Genomic DNA, 20,831 nt, shown 5'->3' with positions numbered 1-20,831 from the left:
CCGGTGCCGGGTCGTTCCCGTTGCATGCGCGGTCGATTGTGCGCGAGCACGGGAGGCGTTAAGTGCTAGTCGCCGTAGTGTTTCTGGTATTCAGACATCAACCGATCATATTCAGCGCGGCTCCAATCCGCCGTGCCGCGCTTGCTCTCAAGTGTTGCGAGTTCCGCTTTCAGGATTTTTCCTCGATCGTCGCCGCCATTTCCGCCACCCGCTGCAGGTTGAGGAGAATCGCCCGTCGTGACTGATCGGAAGAGCTCGAGGAAACGATTGCCGGCAGCCGTATCCATAAGCATACCAAGCACATGATCGCTATCGGACTGAGAAATCTTTCCGTTCGTCACCTGCAGCTTGACGAAATCCTCATTTGCCTGCAGTCGGGCATTGATGGCGCGATCCTGTTCTGCTTTCGGAGCCGACGAATACCCATCTGGCAAGAGCTGTTGCCGTTCGGCAGCAACATCAACCGGAGGCTCAAGCATACCGCTTTCAGCTGCAGCGCTATAAACGGCAGTGGTAATGGCCTGCATGGCCTGCCGGCCAACGCCATGTTTGAGCGCTTCCTTGCCGGCCGCGTCAAAAATCGGATCATTCGACAGACTTTCGATGTGCGGGCGCAGGTTTTCCGGCAGTTCGACACCGGTGAAATCCCGATAACCTTCGAAGTTCTCAGGCACTTGCCGGGATGCGTCGCGATCGCGATACCCCTTCACTGCCTGGTTGAGCTTGTCGATCGTCTCGCGGTCATCCTTGCCGTGATAATTTTCGGCCAGCCCATCAGGACGATATGGATCAGGCGTTACCGGCGGCGGCGTCACGGGTTGACCAGGTGCGGGCGACGCACCCCCGGGATCCGCCGCCGGCGCTGGAGGTTCACCGCTAACGGCCGGAGCTCCGCCTGCAGGTTCACCACCACCTGGAGCGCCGCCATCATTCGGCGCACGCAATGGCTTGAGGTATCGTTCGAGCAGTTTATGCATAGTGGTCAACTCCTGTTTTGTGCTTGCTCAAGAAGACGTTTGCCCTGGGCGACCGCCTCAAGGATGACTTCGCCAACGCCGCAGCGTGACTGATGCTTGGCTGCCGCGATTGCGGCTTGCTCAAAATTCGATCCATTGACGTGCGGATAGGGAGCGCGGACGGTAAGATCCATCAACCATTCGAAGATCTGCTTGCCTTCGACTGTCCCGAAAAACAGATACATGACCTTCATCAAGTCGTCGGTCGGCCGGAAATTCTGTCCCGCTTGCGCCGGCGCAAGTTTCTCGATCATCTTGTCGACATCGAGCATGTCATCCGTACCGGCCAATAACTGTTCGAGCGGCATCGCCGCCCGACGTGGCATCATGGGATCGCTCATGCCGCTTCACCCGTCAGAGACTGGACAATCTGGGGAGCGGCGCGTTCGCCCATCGTGGCAAGCGCGGCGCCTATTTGCTCCTGGTTGGCCTGTTCTTCCGCCGCCTGAATTTCAGCGTCGGTTGGCAGGATGATGGGATCGACGATCAGAGCTTCGCGTGTTTGCTCGAGATAGCGATCGAGGTTCACATACCGACCGGTTTGCGGGCCCGCCAATGTGGAAACAATCTGATAGTACTGAGACGAAGCCATCATCTTGTCGGCCTTCATGGCCTGTGCCATAGGCGAGACCACGTTCAAAGAATAGAGCAGTGGATTGAGTGGAATCGGCATCTGGATCAGACCCCACTCATTCAGGATTTCAATCGTGCGCGGCACGATGACCGGCATGATTTCCTCAATCAGACGGCCATAGGCACCGATGTGAACGCGGGCATTTTGCTGCAGCTTCGCCGCAACTTCCGTTGCTGATGGTGGCGTGCCAGCATCATTGCTGAGACGCGTATCGAGAAGTGCGTCGCGGATCTGATCTTGACCGTTGCCAATGACCATGCGCGCGACATCGAGGCGACCAGTAGCAGGATCGATGCGCGATACATCAGGGCCTAGAATGCCACCTGTCGATTGCATCGGCCAGAATTCACCAGGTGCAACGCGAACAGCGTCCGGATTGAACGTTCCACCCGAGCGATAACCCCATATGCCCAGCATCTGGATGGCGGCGGATTTCAGGGCGAGCTCTTGAGCCTTATTGACGGTTTTAATCGTGGGAAGCGCCATCAGCAGCGGACCACGGCCATAGGGCTCATTCGGCGCACGATAGAAACGAGCGACAGCAATCGGCCGAGCTCGCGTCACGTTTTTAACGATGAACATCGGATTGTTGTCGCAGTAGGCGACGAAACGCCAGCGGCCATCCGGAAGCCGCATGAAATCCTGATAAAGCTCTACATCAGTGTAAGGCTTGTCTTTCGCGGCCTGCTTGAACTCAGAGCTATAATTCCCCTTCGGCCAGGTGCGAATGATCTCTTCTGCAGCAAAGGTCATCTTCCAGCTGATAAAATGCTGGCGACCGTGCATATCCGTCGCAGTGGCGATATTGTCGAAAGGAATGTTCACGAAGATAACGGGTTCCTCGATCGACGGCCCTTTCATGGGCATGATCGCACCGGTACCGACGAAAAGATCTATGGCCGTCTCATGAATGGCAGTATCGAATCCACCAGTCTGAAAAAACGGATAGACATTGCGCTGCATCATGGCAAATTCCCGCCGCAGCACCTTCAGCTGATTGGCAGGCAAGCGAGCCTCAAGAAGTGGCCCCGGTTCCATGATGAACGGCGTCGAGCCGAAAAGCTGTCGAACAAGCTGGCCAGCACCGTGCATGATCGACGTGGTAGCCGTCATGTCGTAGATTTTCATCGCCAGGCGCTTTGACTTGCCGCGCCCGCCCGGTTTGCGTTGCGGGATCGCATAATCCCACGCCTCGCGGTAAATTTCGTCCCAGCCTGATCGCTCTGTCCAAACACGGTCAGCACGCGCCTTTTGGGACGAGACATCGTTTTGCACGTCACTCGCCATGCTGGTCCCCGATCAGGAAAGGTTGCTCTTGCCGCCCGTGTCGTCTGCGAACAGCTTCCGACCGCGCACGGCCTTACGCGTGGTTGTCGTGTCCTGGTCCTGCACCTGCAGCGCCGCCAGCTGTCGATCGTTGGCGATCTGCTGTAACTGGCGGGATTTCTCCGCCTCCTTCTGCGCTGCGTTGTTCTTGCCGCCGAAAATCGCGCCCATGCTGGTCTCCATCGAAAATCCAGACTGATGTGTCTTTCAGCCTGGCAGGACGAAAACCAACCAGGCGCGCCATCCGCTGCCCGGCCTTGTTGAAAGGATTGATGCGGCAAAAGACGACGAGCCCAGCATCAAGCATCTGCGACAGCGTTAAGTGTGCGATCCGGATCAATGTCCGCATGTGAGGGAGCGCCGCCCGATCCAGCGCCAGGGCAAATTCAATTCGACGGCTGCGCCTGGCTAACAACATCGCGACGGCGAGCAGCTGATCGTCGCGATCGAAATAGGCCACCGTGTCGGACATGCGTTTTTGCATCACCAAAGCGCGGCGAAGGAAGGGACGGTTCTTGCCGGCCTCGATGATCGCATGCCAGGGCGCAGGTGAAACGATTCTGATGTCAGACACTGAAGACATCGAAATCCGTCTTTCCTCGACGAGACTGGATATTCACGACCTTGTTGCCGCGCCCCATGTTCGCCGCCCCGTCGATGACACCCAGCCGTCCCCGGTGACCAAGGCAGATATACTGTTCAGCATCGTGAACGTGCGAATACTCGTTTTTTGCGACTGCAAGCTTGTCGGTTGCGCCAGCTGACGCCTGTTTCGTCAGCTTGTAATGCGCCATGAAACCACCGATCAGGCGAGTACACCGCTTGTCGACGAGATAACGCGGCGTGTTTGCATCGATCATTCCGGACAAATACCAACGTACCGCGTCGTGTCGGAGCGCCGGTTCATTCGATGGTGCCGGCATGATGCTGACGTTGAGCGCCCGAGCAACGATCTCGACCCAGGCGAGCTCGCCCGCCATTTTGTCGGCGCCGTAGAATGACGACGGATCCGAATAGGCTTCGTTGATCGGAAAGCCGCGAAAGTCAGTAAGAAGAATTTCAAGTATCATCTGGGAGAAGCGCGACGGACCGGTGCCAGGATCTGCGCAGATCTCGCGCAGAACGCGTCGCTGACCGTTCGGCAAATACTGGCCGATCGTCCCGGCCGGCGAGCCGCCGGCGTCGAGGCCGATATTGATCGGTATACCTGGAACAGGATCGAGCCCTTCGGCAACATGGATGTCTAGCGAAAACTGATCTTCATAGACCGGTGTTCCATCCTGCGCATAGCCTGGCAGCCCATGCACAAAACGGCGCACGTCCTGTTTGTTTGTGAAGGTCCGTGCTTCCATTTCATAGGATGAACGCGGCTTCCCCTTCCTATTTTCTGCATCTTTCGACAGTCCGCTAGGCTGTCGATAGAGGTTGTACATCTCGTTTTTGTCTTTTGGATCGCCGAGCCCGCCGACCTTGCAAACGTAATTCGAAATATCAGGCGGGTTACAATCGCCCCAGGCAATACGTGGCAACAGCAATTCATCGTCGTCGATCGGGACACCCATCGCCTGCATGCGCTTGCGGTAGGGGCCAACGACACGCTGCAGTTCGCTTTCCGCAATATCCGTCACTTTCGGATATCGTCCGGTACGTGACCACATGAGACCGGGAACGCGCTCATGTAACATGTCGCATTCGTTCATCCAGTTCATTGATATCTCGTAGCCCTTGGCAAAGCCTTCAATATTGGCATCACCTATTGCACCAAATTCGGCCGTAAACTCGACCTTGCAAACCCGCCCATCCCGGATCGCGCCAAACTCCAGTTTATGGACTACAGGCCGATCCTGGCCGCCAGCATGGAACGTTGTGAACGGATGATTTTCCGGAAACATTTCGTACCAGGACGCAAGGCAGGTACGCGCCAGATCGCGATAGGTGTCGCGGATCGTGGCAAGCTTCACGCGGATGACACCATCCTTGCAAACTGGAAACCAGTTGCCGGCCAGATATGGACCCTTGAATGAACTGGCGACCGTTTTACCAGAGCCAGCCGGCCCCATGATAAGGTCGATCGGTCCAAGGCTCTGGATAAAATTAGCGCCCACCGGCCCCGGCGGCTCGTACTGCTGTAGCTCGAATTTTCCTTGACCCTGCATCCCTGCCGAAATCCCGTTAACCCGGCGACCCGGCTTCCCCGGCCCGCGCGATCACCGCTGAGGTTAACGGCCCGGCTCCGGCGTCAATTGAGGCAGGCAATTCATGAAAGAGGCGTGTGTGTGACAAACGACCCCCGTGGGGGAGTGGTAGGCCGCGCGTTTTTGAAATTCAGAAATCGCTCATATATGGTGGGATCGGTCGAGGGGGGTATGTGAAGCGGCCCGACGCGGTGCGCTCCCATGATTTACGATCAGGGGAATAAGGCACCTAATCGATTGTTTTTGTTTGCTTATCCGTTATCGTGCGACTTGCTCTTATCATGTCGCACAGTGTCCGGTTCGCTAAGTGGTTGATTATCAACGATATTCCCACCGAACATATTCAGCGTGTTGCCGGTCTCTGATGATGGTGCAACTGCTCCAAGATTTCCGGCCATGAATATGTGCAGATTGCGCTTGTCGACCTCGACCGCAAGCGGTTTCTTCGCATACTTGAACGGCATGAGATCAGCAGCCGCTTTCGCCTGCACCTTCAACACGTCGATAGGTTCGCAGCCGAGTAGATGTGCCAGCGCCGTGGTACTGGCGGTCTGGATCATCGACAAGGTAACAGCAGGGTCACGATGGCCGAGCGCTTCCAGGTATTCGAACACTTGCGTATTGCGCTTGTTAGCCGATCCTTTCGGCCTCCCCCGTTCCCTGCGCGGGCGAGCGATTGAATTCGCCGCAGCGGATAGAGCGTCGATGGCGTCGAGATCGGGCGAGCCTTCGATCAGATCGAGTTGATCCGCGTCGTCGCTATCGATCTCATTCCGCAACGCGGCCACCGCCTGGGCGATGTCGTCGCGCGATGGCAATTCGCCGGATTTCTGGCGCTGATCGGGCGGTGTGTGTGGGGTCAAACGCCCCTTTTCCGGCTGTTCTGCATCATCCATGGCGCATAAACCTATTATTTTATTCCGGTAACACGTCGAGTGCTTTGGTAACCGATTTGTAACCGCTTTTCCTTCAACAAATTCAGATACATATGCCCGTAGGTTACAAGTTACAGGGTTACAGTTTCGCGCACACATATGCGCGCGCGCGTGTAAAACTGTTCTATATCTCGGTAACCGGTAACCGCATGGCTTAACTCTCTGTTTTTGTTGATGATTGTCGGTTACAAGATTGGTAACCAACTTGTAACCCGGTAACCGTCCCAGACCCACCGGGCGGTCAATCAACATTCGCACGGTGGCCCTATGGTTAAGTGCTTGCGTCCAGACCGCAGACAAAAGCCAGAAAAGCGCAGCGCGCGCGGACACAGGTACCCTGATATGGGACAGGGTAAGGGGTTAATTGCAGGCGGAAAACTACCGGGAAACCGGGTTTGATGATGATGCGACGGGGAACGGGGCGCGGGCGACCGATGCACAGATAATATTATTTATGCGGCCGGGGCTGGAATAAGAGAAAGCGGAGCCGTGCTGTAGCACGGCAAGAGAGGCATTGGTCGCGCTGACTGGATGACGCCTGCTGTTCGGGTTCTCGCTGCCGCTGGCAGCGATTACCCGGCAGGCTATGCCGGCGGCTGATACAGCGAAGCCCGCACAAGGCGGGCTTCGGGCAGAGGTCGAGAAGGTGTTAAGCTGTCAGACGGCTCGGAAAGAAAAAAGGGCGCGGATGCGCCGGATCGTCTAGAAGACGATGCATCACTCTTTTTCCCTTTCCAGTGAGTTGACGTAATCCTCAAAAGCAGCGAGATCGACAAGCAGGCAGTGCTTGAGTTCGCCGTTGATCTTGACCTTCTGTTTATTGCCGGCGTTCGTGATGACCACATGGGCCGGGGCTTGCTTGAGCGCGTCCCACCAGACAGATTCATGCCAGTCCGTGCCGGCGAATATCCTTTTGAGCATCGGGCCGTCTTTCGGAACGGCCAGGCAGAAGCCACGGCCGGGATCGCCGATCTTGCGGACACCGAGATTTGCAGCGAAAAGCCGATCGCGGCCAGAATCAATATCTATAGGCTGTTGACCGATGCTCATGTCCTCGAGGACACTACCGACCGTGAGCTTTTCGCCGCCCTTCCATGCGTCGATCGTCGATTGCAGCAGATGCGACAGGCACTGGTGCCAGTTATCGATGCGCTCTGCGCGCTCGAGAGAAGTAGCTTCGCCGATGATCGCACCCAGTTCGCCCGGATCTGCGACCGGCAGGCCAGCATCTTCCATGGCCTGTTTTCCCAAGACGAGCTCTGCAGCTGACAGCAATGTACCGAAAGTATCGATAGCGCGGCTATCAAGCCCCTGCTCTCGCAGAATGCCCCAATAATACGGCATCAGCTCATCATTGAAGGATTTCCAGCCATCCATGATCTGGCGGAGGAACATGCGGCCGTCTGTCTCCGGATTGACGGAAACATTGCGCCGGATCCCATCGGTCTTATCCAAGGCGGCTAGGTTCAGCACCGCCATACGGGTCTTATCCTGCGTTTTCATGGGCGGCGGGTTGATAGCGCTGAAAAAGAAGCTGGCGCGCATGGTGAACAGCGTGCCCTCATGATCCTGCCCGCCGCGAGCGATATCGCCACCGGAATAGGCAACACGGGCAAGCTCGATGACGCTTTGCGCCTTCATGCTGTTCGCCTTGCTTTCCAGCTCGTCGACCATCACCGGCAAGCTGTCCTGTTTCACCTGCTGATAAATGCCCGCCGCCGTCGTATCGACGGATGAGAACACGCAGTTATTCAGGACATGCTTGATGAGCTCGTGCAGTGTGGACTTGCCGACGCCAGCACCGCCAGTGGTGAAGATGATCGGCCGAGCCTTGAGCGCACCGCCCATGAGCGCGGTAACGATCCAACCCAGGGCGAGAAACGGATCGAGATAAGGTCGCGCCCATTTCCATGTGCGCAGATCCTGCAGGATGCGTTGGGCCGGGCTTTCCTCCGGCAGTACTTTTTCCTGCCACGGCTCGATCGACGGCTTTTGCCTGGTATAGAGAAAGCCGTCATACATCGTCGGCGCCGACCGCGTGATCTTGCCGTTTTCAGACTTGAACAGCCAAATGCCGGAATGCCAGACAAACTCACCGCCCTTATTCGTCCAGCCGCCCCGGCCGCGATGATGATCGTGCGGATTGAAATCCGGCAGGCGCGCAGCTTCATTGATAATGGCGCGCGCGGCCGTCTTGGTTTCGAGGCGCACAACGCGCGGCGGGATAACCTTGGTTTCCCCCGTTTCTTCATCGACTTCCTTGCGTTCCTTTGACCAGGCCGGCCACGCCCACATGGCATCGTTCGTCATGGGAGCGGAGAGATCTGCCAAGGTGATGTCGTCGAATCTGGTAAGCGGGCGCAAATGGCCGGTAAATGTGGTGCAATAAACCGTACCATCGGTATCACGTCCAACGACGGTAAAAGGACAATGAGGCGGCATGGCATTATCTGGATAACCGTCCCACTTGCCGGGGCGAATAAAGCGTTCCGGATCGTCCGGATCAACGCGAGGCTCATTCGGATCAGGCGCATTGGTCAAGCGCTTGCTGTCCTCGAGCTTGCTCATCGCATCGACAAAGTGCGCGCGAATAGCTCGACGGCCGGTTTGCGTTCCTGCCTTGCGTGGTTTCTTTGGAGTGTTTTCGCTTGTGTCAGTCATGCCGGCCCTGATGAAAAAAGCCGCCGGGTGAAATGGGGAAAACCCGGCGGCAAGTGGGCTGGGGCGCGGACGCCCCGGCCGGGAGGAGCTTTAGGAACGTGCTGCAGCCTGGCCGAGCTCAGACAAAGGATTGTCATCCTCGGGCATCATGGCGAGATCCGCGCGATCGACGGCCATCCAGCCCAAAGCGGTCTGGCGAACCTTAGCGGCCTCCCATTCCGTTTCGTGGACTTTCACCGCCTCGATGGACAGCCGCACGACGGAATGGAAAACAGCCAGGCCAAGACGAACCCAGTTCGGACGTTGATGGAAACGCTCGTAAGGAAGCTTGACCGACGAGGCGAGATGCACATACAGCGCCTCAATCGGGGCATCGGGCCATTGCTTGATGAAATCGACGGCTACCGGCGATAATAGCTCCAGGACGCGCTCATCGTCTTCCGTGAGGGTGCCGGCAAACCCAGCCTGATAAGCAACCGCAACTGCCGCATCCGTTGCAGCGCGCGCGATATCCACGTCTGACATCAATGGACGGTAAGTAAGCTCGCTAGCACGCGCAGCCGGTTCGGATCCGGCCACACCTTCGGAAGCTTCACCGCCGCCGGCAACAATGCTTCCTTCGGCAGCGCCTTCGGTTTCCTCCGAGCCTTCATCGCTCGGCTGCGAACCTTCTCCATTTCCTTCCGCTGCAACGCCATCGGTTGAAATATTCGCTTGTATCGCATGGTCGCCTACCAATTCGGCCGGTGGAACAGATTGGTTCGATGTCACTTGGGATCCCGAAGCCGTATTTTGCTCATTTGCGCCAGGCTCAATGATTTGCGGAGTTGATGTACCGGCCTGTGCCGTACTGATTGTTCCACCATCGACTGTCCCGGCATTGGCCAATTCATCGGCTCCAGCGGTTGCGGTATTCGGTTCCAGATGCACAGTTCCCACGGACGGGTTACCCGGCTGGTTGGCATCTGCGGATTGCGTTTCGGTTTCGAGCTCGTTTTCCGTCGCTGCAGCATCGGCCTTATCTTTCGCTTTCTTCGACATTGTTAATCCTCCCGTGCCTTTCAGCGCGTGATGTGCTTGACCGCCCACATGACGGCCTCTTCGATTTTTGTCTGGGCGATGCTCAATTCACGGCTTTTCATCCGTGCATGGGGAATACCGGCCGTGCCTCCCACCTCATGAAGGACATCGACAAAATGAGCGCCAAGGTCCTTCAAATGAGACATTTGAGACTTTTCTTCATCGGTCAGAACGCGATATGAGTGGCGCATCGTGTTGTTGATGGTGCGTTCGTCCGACGCGCTATCAACCATCTGTTTTTCATCAGGCATCGTCATTCACCTTTCATCAGGTCGTTGAAATCATCGCCCAGGTGCGAGTTGATGACCGTGAGCGGCTTGCCCCAGCTTTCGAGCTTGTCGATCGTCTGCTGGATCTGCTTTTGCGCCATGGGATTGCCGTGATTGTTGTCGCGGGCGAGGATGATCGCCCCGACACAATCCAGCCAGACAGGCGCATTTCCCATGTTCGTAATCGAGCCACCGGCCCATACGCGAGCTTCGGGCGCGGCGATCGCGAGGCTCAAGGCCGTTTCGACGCCTTCGCAAATGATGACAGTGCCGGCTTGTTGCGAGAGCCAGAAAGGCTCGCAAAACTGACCATATGAAACCTCGACGACAGCGCCGCTGGCTTCACCGAAAATCAGCTTTGGAGGCTCGACCGGAGCTTTGACCGGCTCGAGCGGATCGAGGAACGTGCAATGACACGCTGTGACGATCCCGTGCTGCGATCGCATGGCCGAGTGAACGGCTGGAAACATCGGACCACGCGAAACCTTGAAGCGCCGTGCGCCTTCCGTCTGGAACTTCGCGCCGCTCCACCATTCGGTTTGTGGGCTGAAACGGAAGGTCTCGACAGGAAGATGTGTAACTTCCTCGAGCGGAATATCGCGGCCACGGAAATATGACAGCGCGTGGCGCAACGCCGGCAGATCGAGCCGATCCGGATGCATCTGCATAGTCAGCAGCGAAAACAGCTCATCTGCTTTCTTGATCCGCCAGAGACGCCGATCATGATCCTCTTTCTGGCGTTTCTTCGCCTTGGCAGAAGCCACCATCTGCATGGCTTCACGTTCCTGCCGGCTCATCGATCGCAGGCCAAGGAAATCACGCGCCCAGGCAAGCGCACCTTTGGTATCGGTGCGCAGCACATATTCGACCAGGCCGAGAATGTCCTTGCGCGCGCCTTCGGCACCGCCCCGGAATTGCTCCCAGCCGCCGATATTGCCGCGCAGACGAACTTTCAGAGCAGGCTTATGATCGTAATCGCCCTGGACAGGATCATGGCTGACATAGAGATTGCCATCGCGACGGCCGTTCGGCAGAAGCTTTTCGCAAACCTCTTGCGCCCGATCCTTGAGCATTTCCTTGATTTCCTGCAGATCGCCGCGGTTGTTCATGCCGCCATCCTTTCCGGACGCCATGCCTTGTGCTTTTTCGGGATATCGACGCAGCCACCGAACCGCAGCACATCGTCCGGCCGCGTGAGCTTCTGCCGGCATGGCGGGATCCAGATGAAGCCCTGCCCAAAATGCGCAGCAGCACGCGATCGCGCATGTTCACGATGGCGAAGCCAGACCAGCCAGCAATATGAAGTGGCAGTTTTGCCGTTCACGACCCACCGGCCGCGATGCATCGGCACGCGCTCGACGAACTGCGCAATCAGATCTGCAGGCCGCCGTTGAAAAAGAGAGCGATATCGATCGACAGTTTCTAGGAACTGCGTCCGGACAAGCATCGCCACACCGACGCCGGCGAGATCGAGCGCGCGCTCGACGAACTGCGCACCGCTCTTGAATGGCGGATTGGTGATGATCCAGTCCACGGTTAGCGGAGCGACAGACCGATCGAGGAAATCGAACGTCGAAACGCCCTGCCCGTAATCGAAAATGTCCGACGCATAAACGCTACGCTCGAAATACTCTTCCAGCACGCGCGACATATGCAGCATTCCGCATGCCGGATCCCAGGCCGTCGCCTTGAAGCGGTCAGCATAGGGAGAAACAACCGGCATCACATGCTCGCAAAATGCACGCGTGGCCCACGGAGCCGTCGGAAAGAAATCGAGACTGGTTGCAGGCTCGAAACGTCGCGCTTTGACAGCCGTAGAGGTAAGCCGACGGTTCATTACCAACCACCTCCGGTTAGAGCTCGCTCGAGCCGTTCCATTTCACGGTCAAAATCCTTGTCGTCGCGGGCATCTTCAACAGCGCGCAGCGCGAGACTGATTGCAGCTTTCGAGACGCCGGCCGCGCGTGCCAGGTCGGAACCAGAAATCCCGAATGCGTTGCTGACTAAAGCCCAGGCATCACGACGGACGCGCGCAGCCTCGAGCCATTCCGGCGATTGCGTGGCGCGTTTTGAAGCGATGGAGTTCTGGATTTTCTCGGCATCGAGGCCGCGAGCCTCGCACAGCAGCGCAATAGCTGCGCGGATCGACATGTTGCAGAAGGCAGATTGCGGACTTGTGTCAGCTTCTGGCGTGACGATCAGTCGGCGGAGAGCGAGGCGTAGCGCATTAAGCGTCCCCATGCGTGGTCGTTTTGCGCCAGTTATCAACAAGCTGTAATAGCCGTTGCATAACATTGCCGCGCGCTCGACATGATATTGCGCAATCCCGTTCTCGCGCCGTATTTCCTCGATTTTTTGAAGCTCAATAGCAAGATCATGGCTCATCTGATTGAGCCTCCGGATCTTCATCGATCTTCTGCAGCGCGCCAGCAGCAAAACCAATCTTTGCGAGCGCAACAACTGCGCCGGCCAGAATGCGAGCAAGACCAGGGCGAGTTGCGACACGCATGTCGCCTGCAATAATCCGCTCTGCGATCCAGACACTTTCAGCCAGGTGAAACGTCACTTCGGCAGTGGCCAAGTTGCTCTGCGCCGCCATTGTTGCGACCGATATCCGCGAATTATCTTCGTGTTGGAGGACAACCCGAACGTTCTCCGGGCTTTTCGGCGCTTCCGTGCGTTTTTCAGAATGGAGGATCGTGAGGCGTTCCGTCATCGGCATCACCATCTGAACGCAATGAACAGAGTTTCGACGGCGAAAACGAGTGCGGCATAAAGGAAGCAGCCAATGCCAATCCATGGCTTTCGATCGGCTATCCACCCGCAACCAAGCACGACCATCGCCAGGCCAGAAATCACCACGACGAGATCAAGCATGGGCGTCGCCCCGCTCGGAAATGAGCGTATCGATCGCTTCAGAAAGATCCTGAAGGGTCTTCACGTTCGGGCTGGTCTTACTCTGCGCTGTTCGGCGCCACGTTTCCTTATGGATACCAGCCCGCTCATACAGCTGCTTCCGCGTAATCTTGTAATGTTTTCTTAACTGTTCGATCTGATCGAAGGTTCGCATTCTTGACTACCGAATCACTTGCTGCTTCTAATGCGCATTAGTTCCGCAATAATGCGGATCGTCAAGGTTAGTATGTTTTCGAGTTGCGTATCTCCTGCGCATAACTTTATGCGCATGGAACAGGGTAAAAAAGAACAACAGGATTGGGTGAAGGCGGTCTTATCTCATCTCGGGATTACCGCCACTGAATTGGCGCGCCGAACGGGCGTGGCACCTTCGACGATTCACAAACCGCTGAACGATCCGGAATTTCCGGGGATGATCTCATCCAGGACAATTCATAAGATAGCGGAAGCTGCCGGATTACGGCCTATGGAATTTCCGGGCCGTGCACGCGCCTTCAACGACAAGGAAACTGAGCCTTACGTCTTTGACGAGCCCGAAGCGAACCCAAGCTTTGAACGCGCAATCAGAGACTTGATCGCTCAACGCAACGGTCGGAGCGCCTGGCGAATTCGGAGCTACGCTCTTGAAATTTCCGGCATTCTTCCCGGAGACGTTTTGATCGTGGATCAATCACCACAACCAAAGCCCAACGATATCGTAGCGGTAGAGCTTAAAGACTGGTCAAGCGGTCGCACTGAAAATGTGTTCAGGCTTTACCTTCCTCCTTACGTCATCACCAACTCGTTGCGCGAAGGCGCACAGAAGCCGCTTCCGGTTGACGGTTCTGACGTATCCATTAAGGGCGTGGTTGACGTTGTTATGAGGCAACCGCGCGTCGCGCACTAGGGATTGAACAAAGTCATACGACTTTAAATTCCCCTTCCAAGGCAAATCAATTAAACAAAGTCATATGACTTACTTGGCGCATCCCATGAGGACGCGCTGAACAAAGTCATATGACTTTTTTCTTATGCGTTTCAACGCCATGCGCATCAAATGCGTATTTATGCGTAACGTCGTATTGCCAATTCCGCATTTATGCGGATACTGAATGTCGAATCACAAACGGAGTGATCGACATGCTTTCTATCGAGACAGCAAGCATTGAAGAGGTTGCAGGTGCGATCGGCCGATCCGAGAGATGGCTGAAACGCAACTGGAACAAGTTCAACGCAGAACATGGATTTCCCCGGCCGATCCCAGGATCGGACTGGAAGTGGCCGCGCCGTGCGGTCGAGCTTTGGTTGATCGCGGGTGGCGTAATTATCCGAGCAGCCAACAGCAACGAAGCCGGCGCGGATCTCATCAGCCTGCAGCGCCAGGCGCACCACGAGCGCTATGGGGTCGTGTCATGACCTTCAAAGGCTCGATCTCAATCGATCATCTGGAAATCGACGCGCATTTCGTGATGTCCGACTATGAGCCGTACCACGACTACGAGCCGGACGACGATTTCAGCGATGAACTGGACACCGGCGACGGTTGCGGGCGTTGGAATGATGGGAAGCTGGGTGAGCAATGCTACTTCGCCAATAAAGCTTTCTGCATCTGGCTTTGCCCTCATAACGGGAGTGCAACCGATGAATAGCACGTCTCAGCCAGCCCTTATAGATCCGCGCGAATTGACGCCCACAGAGCGCAAGCTGCTGCGGGAGGTCGCAACGTACAAATTTTATCGTCGACGCAATGGCTGGGCCATTCCGGGGCAAGGAAACAAGGTTTCTCTCAGGTCCGTCGACAACCTGTCCCGCAAGCATCTGATCAGCGATCGCTCTGATTGTCTCCGCCTTACTGGCGTCGGCCAGATGGTGCTTGCAGTCATGCAAGAGCGCGAGCGCGCAAAAACCGAAAGAAAGGCCGCACAGTGAGCGACGACATTACATCAGAAGCCCAAACCATTGCCGTCGGCCAGCTGCGCGCCTTCATCGAGCGTATCGAGCGCCTTGAGGAAGAAAAGAAAACGATCGGCGACGATATCAAGGAAGTTTACGCGGAGCTCAAGGGTTCCGGTTTCGATAGCAAAGTCGTTCGCACGATCATTCGTCTGCGAAAGAAAGAGGACCATGAGCGCACGGAAGAGGAAGCAATGCTTCAACTCTACATGGACGCCCTTGGCATGAGCTGATGGCCCAGGCGCTAACGATCCTCGCAGCATTATCCGTTTTCCTGCTGATTGCCGCGCTTTGGCTGATGGCACTCATGCCGACGAAAACCCGACAACGGATCTGGTTTGACAACTGAGATCCACCGATAGGCCGCCAATCCCCCCGCCGGCGGCCTGATAGCCCGGCGGAATGCCCGCCCCTCTGTGTTCCGCCGGGCTTTTCCTTTTCGCTCGCAATGTTTGGAGTAACGAGCATGGCCAAGAAGGCAAACCCCCATCCACACGTATCATGGCGCGACGGTCGCCCCCGCTTCCAGCCTGGCAAAGAGCTGCGAGCCATAGGCTATTCCGGCAAGGATTTGAGACATAAAGATGGCCGATGGTTCACGCGCGGAGAGGCGGTAGATTGGTCTGCCACGTTTCAGCTCGAAGTCGCAGAGAAAAGAACTCGCTTGGAACTTGCTGGGAAAAAGGCTCCTGGCCCACGAAGTGCACCGCACAAATATAACGGCTATACCGTAGAAAATCTGATTGAGGACTGGACTAACCCGAGGCGCAACCCGAAATTCAAGCCGGGCGGCACGCGCTCTTACAGCCCCACGACTATGAATGACTACAGGGACAAGATGAATGTCCTTATGCAGCATGACGGCGAACTATGGGTTTCCGATGTACGCTCGCTCGATCGGCCGACATGCCGAAATCTGTTTGATAGCCTTTGGGATCAACGCGGCTTGGCGACGGCGAAAGGTGTTCTGCTTACACTTTCTTCCGCCATCAGCTGGGGAATGCTGCGCGGCCGTGTGAAGCTACTCGACAATCCAGCAACGAAACTGCAAATGGAATCGCCTGCCCCGCGCGTCAGATTTGGCACGCGACCGGAGATTCTTGCATTGATAGCTGCAGCTGATCGGATCGGTCGGCCAGAGATAGGCGATATGATAGTGCTGGCAGTTTGGAGCGGCCAGCGCCAGGGCGACCGCCGCGAACTGGTCGACAAGGGTCTAATGAACAATCGCCGCGTATTTAAGCAATCGAAGACTGGTGAAATCGTTGCCGTTATGCAAGCTCCAGAGCTGGAGCGTCGCCTCGAGGCATCGAAGAAGCGCCGCGAAGCTGCGAAGATTAAGGATCCGCGCGTCATTCTGGACGAGAAGCTCTGGAAGTCATTCAGCAAGCGTCACTATCATGATATTTTCTCAAAGGTGCGCGACGCTGCGATCATCGGCGTTGTGGACGTTTCTGCGACACAGAAGAACTTTCCGTCTGTGAAGGCCATGAATGTGGCGCTCAAGCGCGTGCATGACAAACACCGCAAAGGCGAGGCCGTCTATGATGTGCGCATCGTCTACGAGATCTCGCCGCTGATTTCGCTGCATGATCTGCAGGATCTCGATTTCCGCGATACATCTGTTACCTGGATGGCGCTTGCCGGCGCAACGATCCCCGAGATCATCTCAGTCACCGGTCACACGGCCGAAAGCGCCACGCGGATCTTGCGGCACTATCTTGCCCGCCATCCGGAAATGGCTGACAGCGCAATCCGGAAAATGGTTTCCTGGTACGAAGCCGACGGCGAAACGGAAATCGGTTACTAGCCTTAATAATCGGTTCAGGGAATCGCCACGCGATTCACGCCGCCCCTCATTTCCAGCCGCGTCAGGATGAGCCTGGCGCGGCTTTCTATTTGACGAGCGGGCGGGAGGCATATTTTGAAACAGCATTGCGTTATTGAAACTGAAAACATCGGCCAGGGAAAAGTAAGGCTGCATTTTCACATCGATGTTCAGATTGATCAGCTGCAGCCATTGCCCAGGGAGATCATCGAAGATGCGTTTACCTGCCTTCGCCATCTACTCATGTTTAAGCCGGACGGAGAAACGCCGGTAAGGCGCATGATTGAATCGGCCTTGAACGACAACGAAGATTCGAGGTTGCTTTTAAGGTTGGCCGGGATCCGGATTGTGAGCGACTTTGCGACAAACGAAGGCTTTGTCGTCGCGTCGGCCGGCGTAGGTGTCAACCGGCTGTTTGATGGCAGCGCCTGGGGAGAAGGCTTGCACCGACATGCCTTGTCATCGCTGCCAGGAGCTCGGCCGACCGGCCCACTCAATTTTGCAGAAGGCAAGGCGTTCAGAGGCACTTTTCTGCCGGCGCGCCTGATCTACGACGCGATGCATTACTGACCGCAAAACCGCCCGTGCGACTTAGCAAGTCGCACGACCGTCGCACGAAGTCGCACGGGACATTCGGCCAAAATCGCTAAAGTGTTGGGAGGACTATGGTTCTTGATGGTCGGAGCGGCAGGATTCGAACCTGCGACCCCCTGATCCCAAATCAGGTGCGCTACCAGACTGCGCTACGCTCCGTCGCTTTCAAGCGGTGCGGCTTCACTAGATAATCCAAAGAGATAAAGCAAGAGGCAAATTTGCCAGTTTGTGTTTTTTCCATTCAATAAAAACAGGATGGCGCATTTTTGTGGTCATCATGTTCTGCGGAACCAAATCACGCGCGCGAACGTTCCCACTTCACCATCAACCAGCTGGAGACTGAATGTGAATAGAAACGGGCTTTATCTGATTATTGGCGCGCTGATTGTCGTGGCTGCAGGTCTTGCGGTTTATGTCTATCGCGAAGAGACCAAACCCGCCGGGATTGAGATGAAAATCGGAGAAGGTGGTGTTTCCATTCAGGAAAACTGAAATCGGCAAGACGTTATAAACATATAAACCGATTAAGATTTCAAACGCTTACGCTTTGTGATGCAACGTTTCGGACTTCGCCATGTTATTTGGGGCACCAGATAAAACGGAGGACCGAAATGGGTATCCAGACTGTTTCCGACGAGCTTTATCGTCGTCATGAACGCGAATGGGCAGAGTTGCGCAACGCAGTTGAAGCAAGCGAAGCCAACCAACGGCAGCAGGAGAAGGCTTCAGGCCAGACCTCTTGCGATGACAAGACGTCTGGGCACCAGTAAGTCTTCACCAATCCACCTTGAAACGCCGCGAAAGCGGCGTTTTTTGTTTCCGATTCGTCGTTCCAGCCGTTCGCGCCCGATGCTGCGGTAACCAAATGCGAAGGAACAATTGGTAGCGTCTCCCCATCGCGATTCGAACAGGAGACAGACGATGGCTGCACGGAAACGCACCACCCGCACGCCCAAGCGCTCCACAAAGCGCTCGGCCAGGTCGTCGGGCAAGTCGTCCGGCTCGTCCACTCCCATGCTCGCGCTTGCCGCAATCCTCGGCCTTGGTGCTTTCAGCCTGTGGGCAACCTCGCAGCACAAGAGCCCGCAAGCCGCGATCACAGCCCTGTTCCAGCGCCCCGCTTCCAAGCCGAACACACAGTCATCTGCGAGAACCGAGCCAAAGGCGACCGTCACCAGCAAAGCACCCGAAAGCAAGGCCCCCGAGAACAAGGCGTGGTCGAAGGATTATGGCGCTGCCGTCGGCCCTGTGCCGCGTCCATCGGCGCCCGTTATGGCACCCGCACCGCAAAAGCCGGTACAGCAGGCAGCAATCCAGACCGCCACCCCACCCCGCCCCACAAATCAGGTTGTCGTATCCCCACCCGCCGCTGCACTGCGCTCCATGCCGCCGCGTGGCGTCAACACTCCCGCAAGCTCGCCTTCGGTGATTTATGCCAAGGCGCGACTCACCATCCATAAGAATGCGTGGGACAAGTCGCCATCCATCGGCGTCGTGGAAAAAGGCCGTGAGATGCGCTCCTATGGAAAGACCGGACGCTGGCATCGCGTGATCGTTCCGAAGACGAACATGATCGGCTGGGTGCATGAAGATCAGCTTATCGGTGGACGCAACAAGCCTGACAGCGCAAGCCTGATCACCGGCTCGGTTACCAGGAAGACGCAAACTGCAACGGCAGCCGCACCGAAACAGGCTCCAAATCCAGCGCATTCACGCATGGAGCCGCCCAAAGCTGTCGGCCAGAAAAACTAGAGCGGTTCCGGTTGAAACGGAGTCGCTGGAACCGCTCTATCTCTTTGTTTTTACGCATTTCTTTATCCCAAAACCGGTTCCCACTTTTGGGAGACATGCTCTAATCCAGACCACGCGCCATTGCTTCGAGTTGCCGGTCACCGGGCAAATAGTCGAATCCTGCTTCAATCAGCGACGAACTGTCCGCGACCAGATCGCCATAAAGCTGGTCGTAGAGACCGCTTTTGCCCACTGCTGATAGCAGGAGCCGCATGAAGACCGGCGGAACAGGTGCAAGACGCACAGGTTTTCCCAAGGCAGCGCGCAGCTTCGTCACGAACTCTTTTGTGGAGCGGGGTTGCGGCTCCGCAAGATGAAACACCCGCCCTGCAACTTTTTCTGCAGGCGCAACGCTTAAGAATGTCAGCGCATGTGCGACGTTTTCAAGCGAGACGAAACTGCGCCTGTTGTCCGCCAGACCGAACGGCAGCGGCAACCCGCTATCGCAGAGCTTTATCAAGGCTTTCAGGTTCGCCCGCGCTCCGGGACCATAAACGAGAACCGGGCGTGCAATGACGACCTCGATACCGTTGAGTTCACGCAGATCGGCTTCCGCCTTTGCCTTGGCACGACCGTAATCATCACGCGGCCTCAGCGGCATGTCTGGCGTCAGCGGCGATGGGTTTCCCGCAATCGTATAGATCGTAGATACAAACACGAAGCGTCTTACACCGGCGGCTTTTGCCTTGGCAGCAAGTTCCACGGCCAGTCGATGATTGACCGCATCGAATGTATCTGCATCCGGTCGTTCCGCGCCGGTGCGGTGAGCAAGTGCTGCACAATGAACAACCGTTTCCACACCTGAAAAATCCGGATCAGACAGTTCATTCCGGGACAGAGGCAGGACATCATGCCCTTCCCCGGTTAGCACTTGAGTGAGTGCGCTTCCGATAAAACCACCCGCTCCGGTGACCGCTATCTTCATCCTCAGCGTTCCGGCTGTTCGCTGCCCGCCAGAACCTGAGCGGCAAGCGTGCGCGTGATACGGCTTTTCTGCTCAAGTGCCGCCCGGTCAAGCTTGTCGACGATCTGGATCGCAGACAGAAGCGAGCGCTCGATCCGGCTCACCAGATAGGCGACGACATGCGGCTCGACGCTTACCTGCCGGTCCGCGAAGAGTTTGTGAATGACGCCGGAAAGCAGCAGATCGTCCGGTTCTGAAATTTCCACGACGGTTGCAGCCTTGAGACGCGAGGCAAGATCAGGGAGCTTGACGTTCCAGTTGGCTGGCCACAGACGGGAGGTCATCAGCAGGGAAGGCCCAAGACCCTGAGCCGCATTCTGCCGGACGCTGTTGATGAGATGGAAAAGTCCGGTTTCATCGAAAGGAGCAGCACCAATATCATCGATCAGCACCGGATATTCGGCAGCGCCGTTTACAGCTTCCTCGGTAATGTTCGTGGGGTCTACCAGAAGCGCACCTGTTCCGGCGCGCCAGATTTCCGCCAGATGCGTCTTGCCTGACCCCGTCGGCCCGGCAAGGATCGTGACAGGCGACAGCCAGTTCGGCCAGCGATCGATAAGATCGACAGCGGCACGGTTGGAGCCCGTGACGATCATGTCTTCCCGATGATAACCGGGCTGATGCTCAAGATTCAACGGAATCTGGCGCGGTGCCTCACGCATCGCGGCCTCCTGCAAATCCCGTTTCAAA

At 56.6% G+C, this 20,831-nt stretch carries 26 protein-coding genes and 1 tRNA gene; 10 read left to right on the top strand and 17 right to left on the bottom strand.

Annotation, left to right across the window (positions count from 1 at the left end; translation table 11 throughout):
* Positions 1 to 65: 65 nt before the first annotated feature.
* From OHI65_RS13460 to OHI65_RS23060, 14 genes are all read right to left on the bottom strand, one after another.
* Positions 66 to 977 (bottom strand): hypothetical protein, encoded by a 912-nt coding sequence (locus OHI65_RS13460; RefSeq protein WP_264359015.1) that lies wholly within the window; start codon positions 975 to 977, stop codon positions 66 to 68.
* Between the two features lie 5 nt (positions 978 to 982).
* A complete protein-coding gene (locus OHI65_RS13455) occupies positions 983 to 1,357 on the bottom strand; it encodes a hypothetical protein (protein ID WP_264359014.1) in 375 nt (124 codons plus the stop codon).
* Positions 1,354 to 2,937 (bottom strand): portal protein, encoded by a 1,584-nt coding sequence (locus OHI65_RS13450; protein ID WP_264359013.1) that lies wholly within the window; start codon positions 2,935 to 2,937, stop codon positions 1,354 to 1,356. Before OHI65_RS13450 ends, OHI65_RS13455 begins: the two co-directional genes overlap by 4 nt.
* Before the next feature lie 73 nt (positions 2,938 to 3,010).
* Positions 3,011 to 3,559: a hypothetical protein gene (locus OHI65_RS13445; protein ID WP_264359012.1), complete on the bottom strand. Its 549-nt coding sequence runs from the start codon at positions 3,557 to 3,559 to the stop codon at positions 3,011 to 3,013.
* Entirely contained in the window at positions 3,543 to 5,132 is a 1,590-nt protein-coding gene (locus OHI65_RS13440) for a hypothetical protein (protein WP_264359011.1), read from the bottom strand. The genes OHI65_RS13445 and OHI65_RS13440 overlap by 17 nt, the downstream gene beginning before the upstream one ends.
* Positions 5,133 to 5,422: 290 nt before the next feature.
* Positions 5,423 to 6,067 carry a hypothetical protein gene (locus OHI65_RS13435; RefSeq protein WP_264359010.1) on the bottom strand — a complete coding sequence of 215 codons (645 nt, stop codon included), beginning with the start codon at positions 6,065 to 6,067 and terminating at the stop codon, positions 5,423 to 5,425.
* Between the two features lie 756 nt (positions 6,068 to 6,823).
* Positions 6,824 to 8,767 (bottom strand): hypothetical protein, encoded by a 1,944-nt coding sequence (locus tag OHI65_RS13430; protein ID WP_264359009.1) that lies wholly within the window; start codon positions 8,765 to 8,767, stop codon positions 6,824 to 6,826.
* A gap of 90 nt (positions 8,768 to 8,857) precedes the next feature.
* Positions 8,858 to 9,808, bottom strand: a complete 951-nt coding sequence (locus OHI65_RS13425; RefSeq protein WP_264359008.1) for a hypothetical protein — start codon at positions 9,806 to 9,808, stop codon at positions 8,858 to 8,860.
* Between the two features lie 20 nt (positions 9,809 to 9,828).
* A complete protein-coding gene (locus tag OHI65_RS13420; RefSeq protein WP_264359007.1) occupies positions 9,829 to 10,098 on the bottom strand; it encodes a hypothetical protein in 270 nt (89 codons plus the stop codon).
* 2 nt (positions 10,099 to 10,100) lie between these two features.
* Positions 10,101 to 11,225 (bottom strand): toprim domain-containing protein, encoded by a 1,125-nt coding sequence (locus OHI65_RS13415; protein ID WP_264359006.1) that lies wholly within the window; start codon positions 11,223 to 11,225, stop codon positions 10,101 to 10,103.
* Entirely contained in the window at positions 11,222 to 11,953 is a 732-nt protein-coding gene (locus tag OHI65_RS13410) for a hypothetical protein (protein WP_264359005.1), read from the bottom strand. Before OHI65_RS13410 ends, OHI65_RS13415 begins: the two co-directional genes overlap by 4 nt.
* A complete protein-coding gene (locus OHI65_RS13405) occupies positions 11,953 to 12,621 on the bottom strand; it encodes a hypothetical protein (RefSeq protein WP_264359004.1) in 669 nt (222 codons plus the stop codon). The genes OHI65_RS13410 and OHI65_RS13405 overlap by 1 nt, the downstream gene beginning before the upstream one ends.
* Positions 12,622 to 12,837: 216 nt before the next feature.
* On the bottom strand, positions 12,838 to 12,993 hold the full coding sequence (locus OHI65_RS13400; RefSeq protein WP_264359003.1) for a hypothetical protein: 156 nt from the start codon (positions 12,991 to 12,993) through the stop codon (positions 12,838 to 12,840).
* Positions 12,986 to 13,186: a helix-turn-helix domain-containing protein gene (locus OHI65_RS23060; RefSeq protein ID WP_076770649.1), complete on the bottom strand. Its 201-nt coding sequence runs from the start codon at positions 13,184 to 13,186 to the stop codon at positions 12,986 to 12,988. Before OHI65_RS23060 ends, OHI65_RS13400 begins: the two co-directional genes overlap by 8 nt.
* 108 nt (positions 13,187 to 13,294) lie before the next feature.
* Between OHI65_RS23060 and OHI65_RS13395 the strand changes: the two genes are divergently transcribed.
* The 7 genes from OHI65_RS13395 to OHI65_RS13365 all read left to right on the top strand — a co-directional run bounded on the left by OHI65_RS13395 (position 13,295) and on the right by OHI65_RS13365 (position 17,362).
* Entirely contained in the window at positions 13,295 to 13,918 is a 624-nt protein-coding gene (locus tag OHI65_RS13395) for a LexA family protein (RefSeq protein WP_264359002.1), read from the top strand.
* A gap of 233 nt (positions 13,919 to 14,151) precedes the next feature.
* Positions 14,152 to 14,427, top strand: a complete 276-nt coding sequence (locus OHI65_RS13390; RefSeq protein ID WP_264359001.1) for a hypothetical protein — start codon at positions 14,152 to 14,154, stop codon at positions 14,425 to 14,427.
* Positions 14,424 to 14,660, top strand: coding sequence for a hypothetical protein (locus OHI65_RS13385; RefSeq protein ID WP_264359000.1), 237 nt, complete (start codon positions 14,424 to 14,426; stop codon positions 14,658 to 14,660). Before OHI65_RS13390 ends, OHI65_RS13385 begins: the two co-directional genes overlap by 4 nt.
* Positions 14,653 to 14,940: a hypothetical protein gene (locus tag OHI65_RS13380; RefSeq protein WP_264358999.1), complete on the top strand. Its 288-nt coding sequence runs from the start codon at positions 14,653 to 14,655 to the stop codon at positions 14,938 to 14,940. The genes OHI65_RS13385 and OHI65_RS13380 overlap by 8 nt, the downstream gene beginning before the upstream one ends.
* Complete coding sequence (locus OHI65_RS13375) at positions 14,937 to 15,197, top strand: DUF2312 domain-containing protein (protein ID WP_113474533.1); 261 nt, start codon at positions 14,937 to 14,939, stop codon at positions 15,195 to 15,197. Before OHI65_RS13380 ends, OHI65_RS13375 begins: the two co-directional genes overlap by 4 nt.
* Before the next feature lie 605 nt (positions 15,198 to 15,802).
* Positions 15,803 to 16,774 carry a hypothetical protein gene (locus OHI65_RS13370; protein WP_264358998.1) on the top strand — a complete coding sequence of 324 codons (972 nt, stop codon included), beginning with the start codon at positions 15,803 to 15,805 and terminating at the stop codon, positions 16,772 to 16,774.
* A gap of 114 nt (positions 16,775 to 16,888) precedes the next feature.
* Positions 16,889 to 17,362: a hypothetical protein gene (locus tag OHI65_RS13365; protein WP_113474531.1), complete on the top strand. Its 474-nt coding sequence runs from the start codon at positions 16,889 to 16,891 to the stop codon at positions 17,360 to 17,362.
* Positions 17,363 to 17,468: 106 nt separating this feature from the next.
* Here the strand turns inward: OHI65_RS13365 and OHI65_RS13360 are convergent.
* Positions 17,469 to 17,545 (bottom strand) — tRNA-Pro (locus tag OHI65_RS13360).
* Between the two features lie 186 nt (positions 17,546 to 17,731).
* Here OHI65_RS13360 and OHI65_RS13355 point away from each other — a divergent pair.
* The 3 genes from OHI65_RS13355 (at position 17,732) to OHI65_RS13345 (ending at position 19,138) form a co-directional block, all read left to right on the top strand.
* On the top strand, positions 17,732 to 17,878 hold the full coding sequence (locus OHI65_RS13355; protein WP_010661698.1) for a hypothetical protein: 147 nt from the start codon (positions 17,732 to 17,734) through the stop codon (positions 17,876 to 17,878).
* A gap of 119 nt (positions 17,879 to 17,997) precedes the next feature.
* Positions 17,998 to 18,156, top strand: a complete 159-nt coding sequence (locus OHI65_RS13350; protein ID WP_010661697.1) for a hypothetical protein — start codon at positions 17,998 to 18,000, stop codon at positions 18,154 to 18,156.
* 151 nt (positions 18,157 to 18,307) lie between these two features.
* A complete protein-coding gene (locus OHI65_RS13345) occupies positions 18,308 to 19,138 on the top strand; it encodes a hypothetical protein (RefSeq protein ID WP_264358997.1) in 831 nt (276 codons plus the stop codon).
* A 100-nt stretch (positions 19,139 to 19,238) separates the two neighbouring features.
* On the opposite strand, the gene OHI65_RS13340 is transcribed toward OHI65_RS13345, so the two are convergent.
* On the bottom strand, positions 19,239 to 20,102 hold the full coding sequence (locus OHI65_RS13340; RefSeq protein WP_264358996.1) for an NAD-dependent epimerase/dehydratase family protein: 864 nt from the start codon (positions 20,100 to 20,102) through the stop codon (positions 19,239 to 19,241).
* A 2-nt stretch (positions 20,103 to 20,104) separates the two neighbouring features.
* Positions 20,105 to 20,803, bottom strand: a complete 699-nt coding sequence (hdaA, locus tag OHI65_RS13335) for a DnaA regulatory inactivator HdaA (protein ID WP_012092374.1) — start codon at positions 20,801 to 20,803, stop codon at positions 20,105 to 20,107.
* Positions 20,804 to 20,831 lie beyond the last annotated feature (28 nt).

The organism is Brucella sp. MAB-22 (assembly GCF_025908475.1).
In the GTDB taxonomy this organism is placed as follows: domain Bacteria; phylum Pseudomonadota; class Alphaproteobacteria; order Rhizobiales; family Rhizobiaceae; genus Brucella; species Brucella anthropi.
The sequence above is the reverse complement of the archived record's forward strand: the minus strand, read 5'-3'. Positions and strand labels throughout refer to the sequence as shown.

Bases quoted from the DNA above. Each gene is read 5' to 3' on its own strand.
- OHI65_RS13460 (WP_264359015.1), bottom strand. From the start codon at position 977: ATGCATAAACTGCTCGAACGATACCTCAAGCCATTGCGTGCGCCGAAT.
- OHI65_RS13455 (WP_264359014.1), bottom strand. From the start codon at position 1,357: ATGAGCGATCCCATGATGCCACGTCGGGCGGCGATGCCGCTCGAACAG.
- OHI65_RS13450 (WP_264359013.1), bottom strand. From the start codon at position 2,937: ATGGCGAGTGACGTGCAAAACGATGTCTCGTCCCAAAAGGCGCGTGCT.
- OHI65_RS13445 (WP_264359012.1), bottom strand. From the start codon at position 3,559: ATGTCTTCAGTGTCTGACATCAGAATCGTTTCACCTGCGCCCTGGCAT.
- OHI65_RS13440 (WP_264359011.1), bottom strand. From the start codon at position 5,132: ATGCAGGGTCAAGGAAAATTCGAGCTACAGCAGTACGAGCCGCCGGGG.
- OHI65_RS13435 (WP_264359010.1), bottom strand. From the start codon at position 6,067: ATGGATGATGCAGAACAGCCGGAAAAGGGGCGTTTGACCCCACACACA.
- OHI65_RS13430 (WP_264359009.1), bottom strand. From the start codon at position 8,767: ATGACTGACACAAGCGAAAACACTCCAAAGAAACCACGCAAGGCAGGA.
- OHI65_RS13425 (WP_264359008.1), bottom strand. From the start codon at position 9,808: ATGTCGAAGAAAGCGAAAGATAAGGCCGATGCTGCAGCGACGGAAAAC.
- OHI65_RS13420 (WP_264359007.1), bottom strand. From the start codon at position 10,098: ATGCCTGATGAAAAACAGATGGTTGATAGCGCGTCGGACGAACGCACC.
- OHI65_RS13415 (WP_264359006.1), bottom strand. From the start codon at position 11,225: ATGAACAACCGCGGCGATCTGCAGGAAATCAAGGAAATGCTCAAGGAT.
- OHI65_RS13410 (WP_264359005.1), bottom strand. From the start codon at position 11,953: ATGAACCGTCGGCTTACCTCTACGGCTGTCAAAGCGCGACGTTTCGAG.
- OHI65_RS13400 (WP_264359003.1), bottom strand. From the start codon at position 12,993: ATGCTTGATCTCGTCGTGGTGATTTCTGGCCTGGCGATGGTCGTGCTT.
- OHI65_RS23060 (WP_076770649.1), bottom strand. From the start codon at position 13,186: ATGCGAACCTTCGATCAGATCGAACAGTTAAGAAAACATTACAAGATT.
- OHI65_RS13395 (WP_264359002.1), top strand. From the start codon at position 13,295: ATGCGCATGGAACAGGGTAAAAAAGAACAACAGGATTGGGTGAAGGCG.
- OHI65_RS13390 (WP_264359001.1), top strand. From the start codon at position 14,152: ATGCTTTCTATCGAGACAGCAAGCATTGAAGAGGTTGCAGGTGCGATC.
- OHI65_RS13385 (WP_264359000.1), top strand. From the start codon at position 14,424: ATGACCTTCAAAGGCTCGATCTCAATCGATCATCTGGAAATCGACGCG.
- OHI65_RS13380 (WP_264358999.1), top strand. From the start codon at position 14,653: ATGAATAGCACGTCTCAGCCAGCCCTTATAGATCCGCGCGAATTGACG.
- OHI65_RS13370 (WP_264358998.1), top strand. From the start codon at position 15,803: ATGAATGTCCTTATGCAGCATGACGGCGAACTATGGGTTTCCGATGTA.
- OHI65_RS13350 (WP_010661697.1), top strand. From the start codon at position 17,998: ATGGGTATCCAGACTGTTTCCGACGAGCTTTATCGTCGTCATGAACGC.
- OHI65_RS13345 (WP_264358997.1), top strand. From the start codon at position 18,308: ATGGCTGCACGGAAACGCACCACCCGCACGCCCAAGCGCTCCACAAAG.
- OHI65_RS13340 (WP_264358996.1), bottom strand. From the start codon at position 20,102: ATGAAGATAGCGGTCACCGGAGCGGGTGGTTTTATCGGAAGCGCACTC.
- hdaA (WP_012092374.1), bottom strand. From the start codon at position 20,803: ATGCGTGAGGCACCGCGCCAGATTCCGTTGAATCTTGAGCATCAGCCC.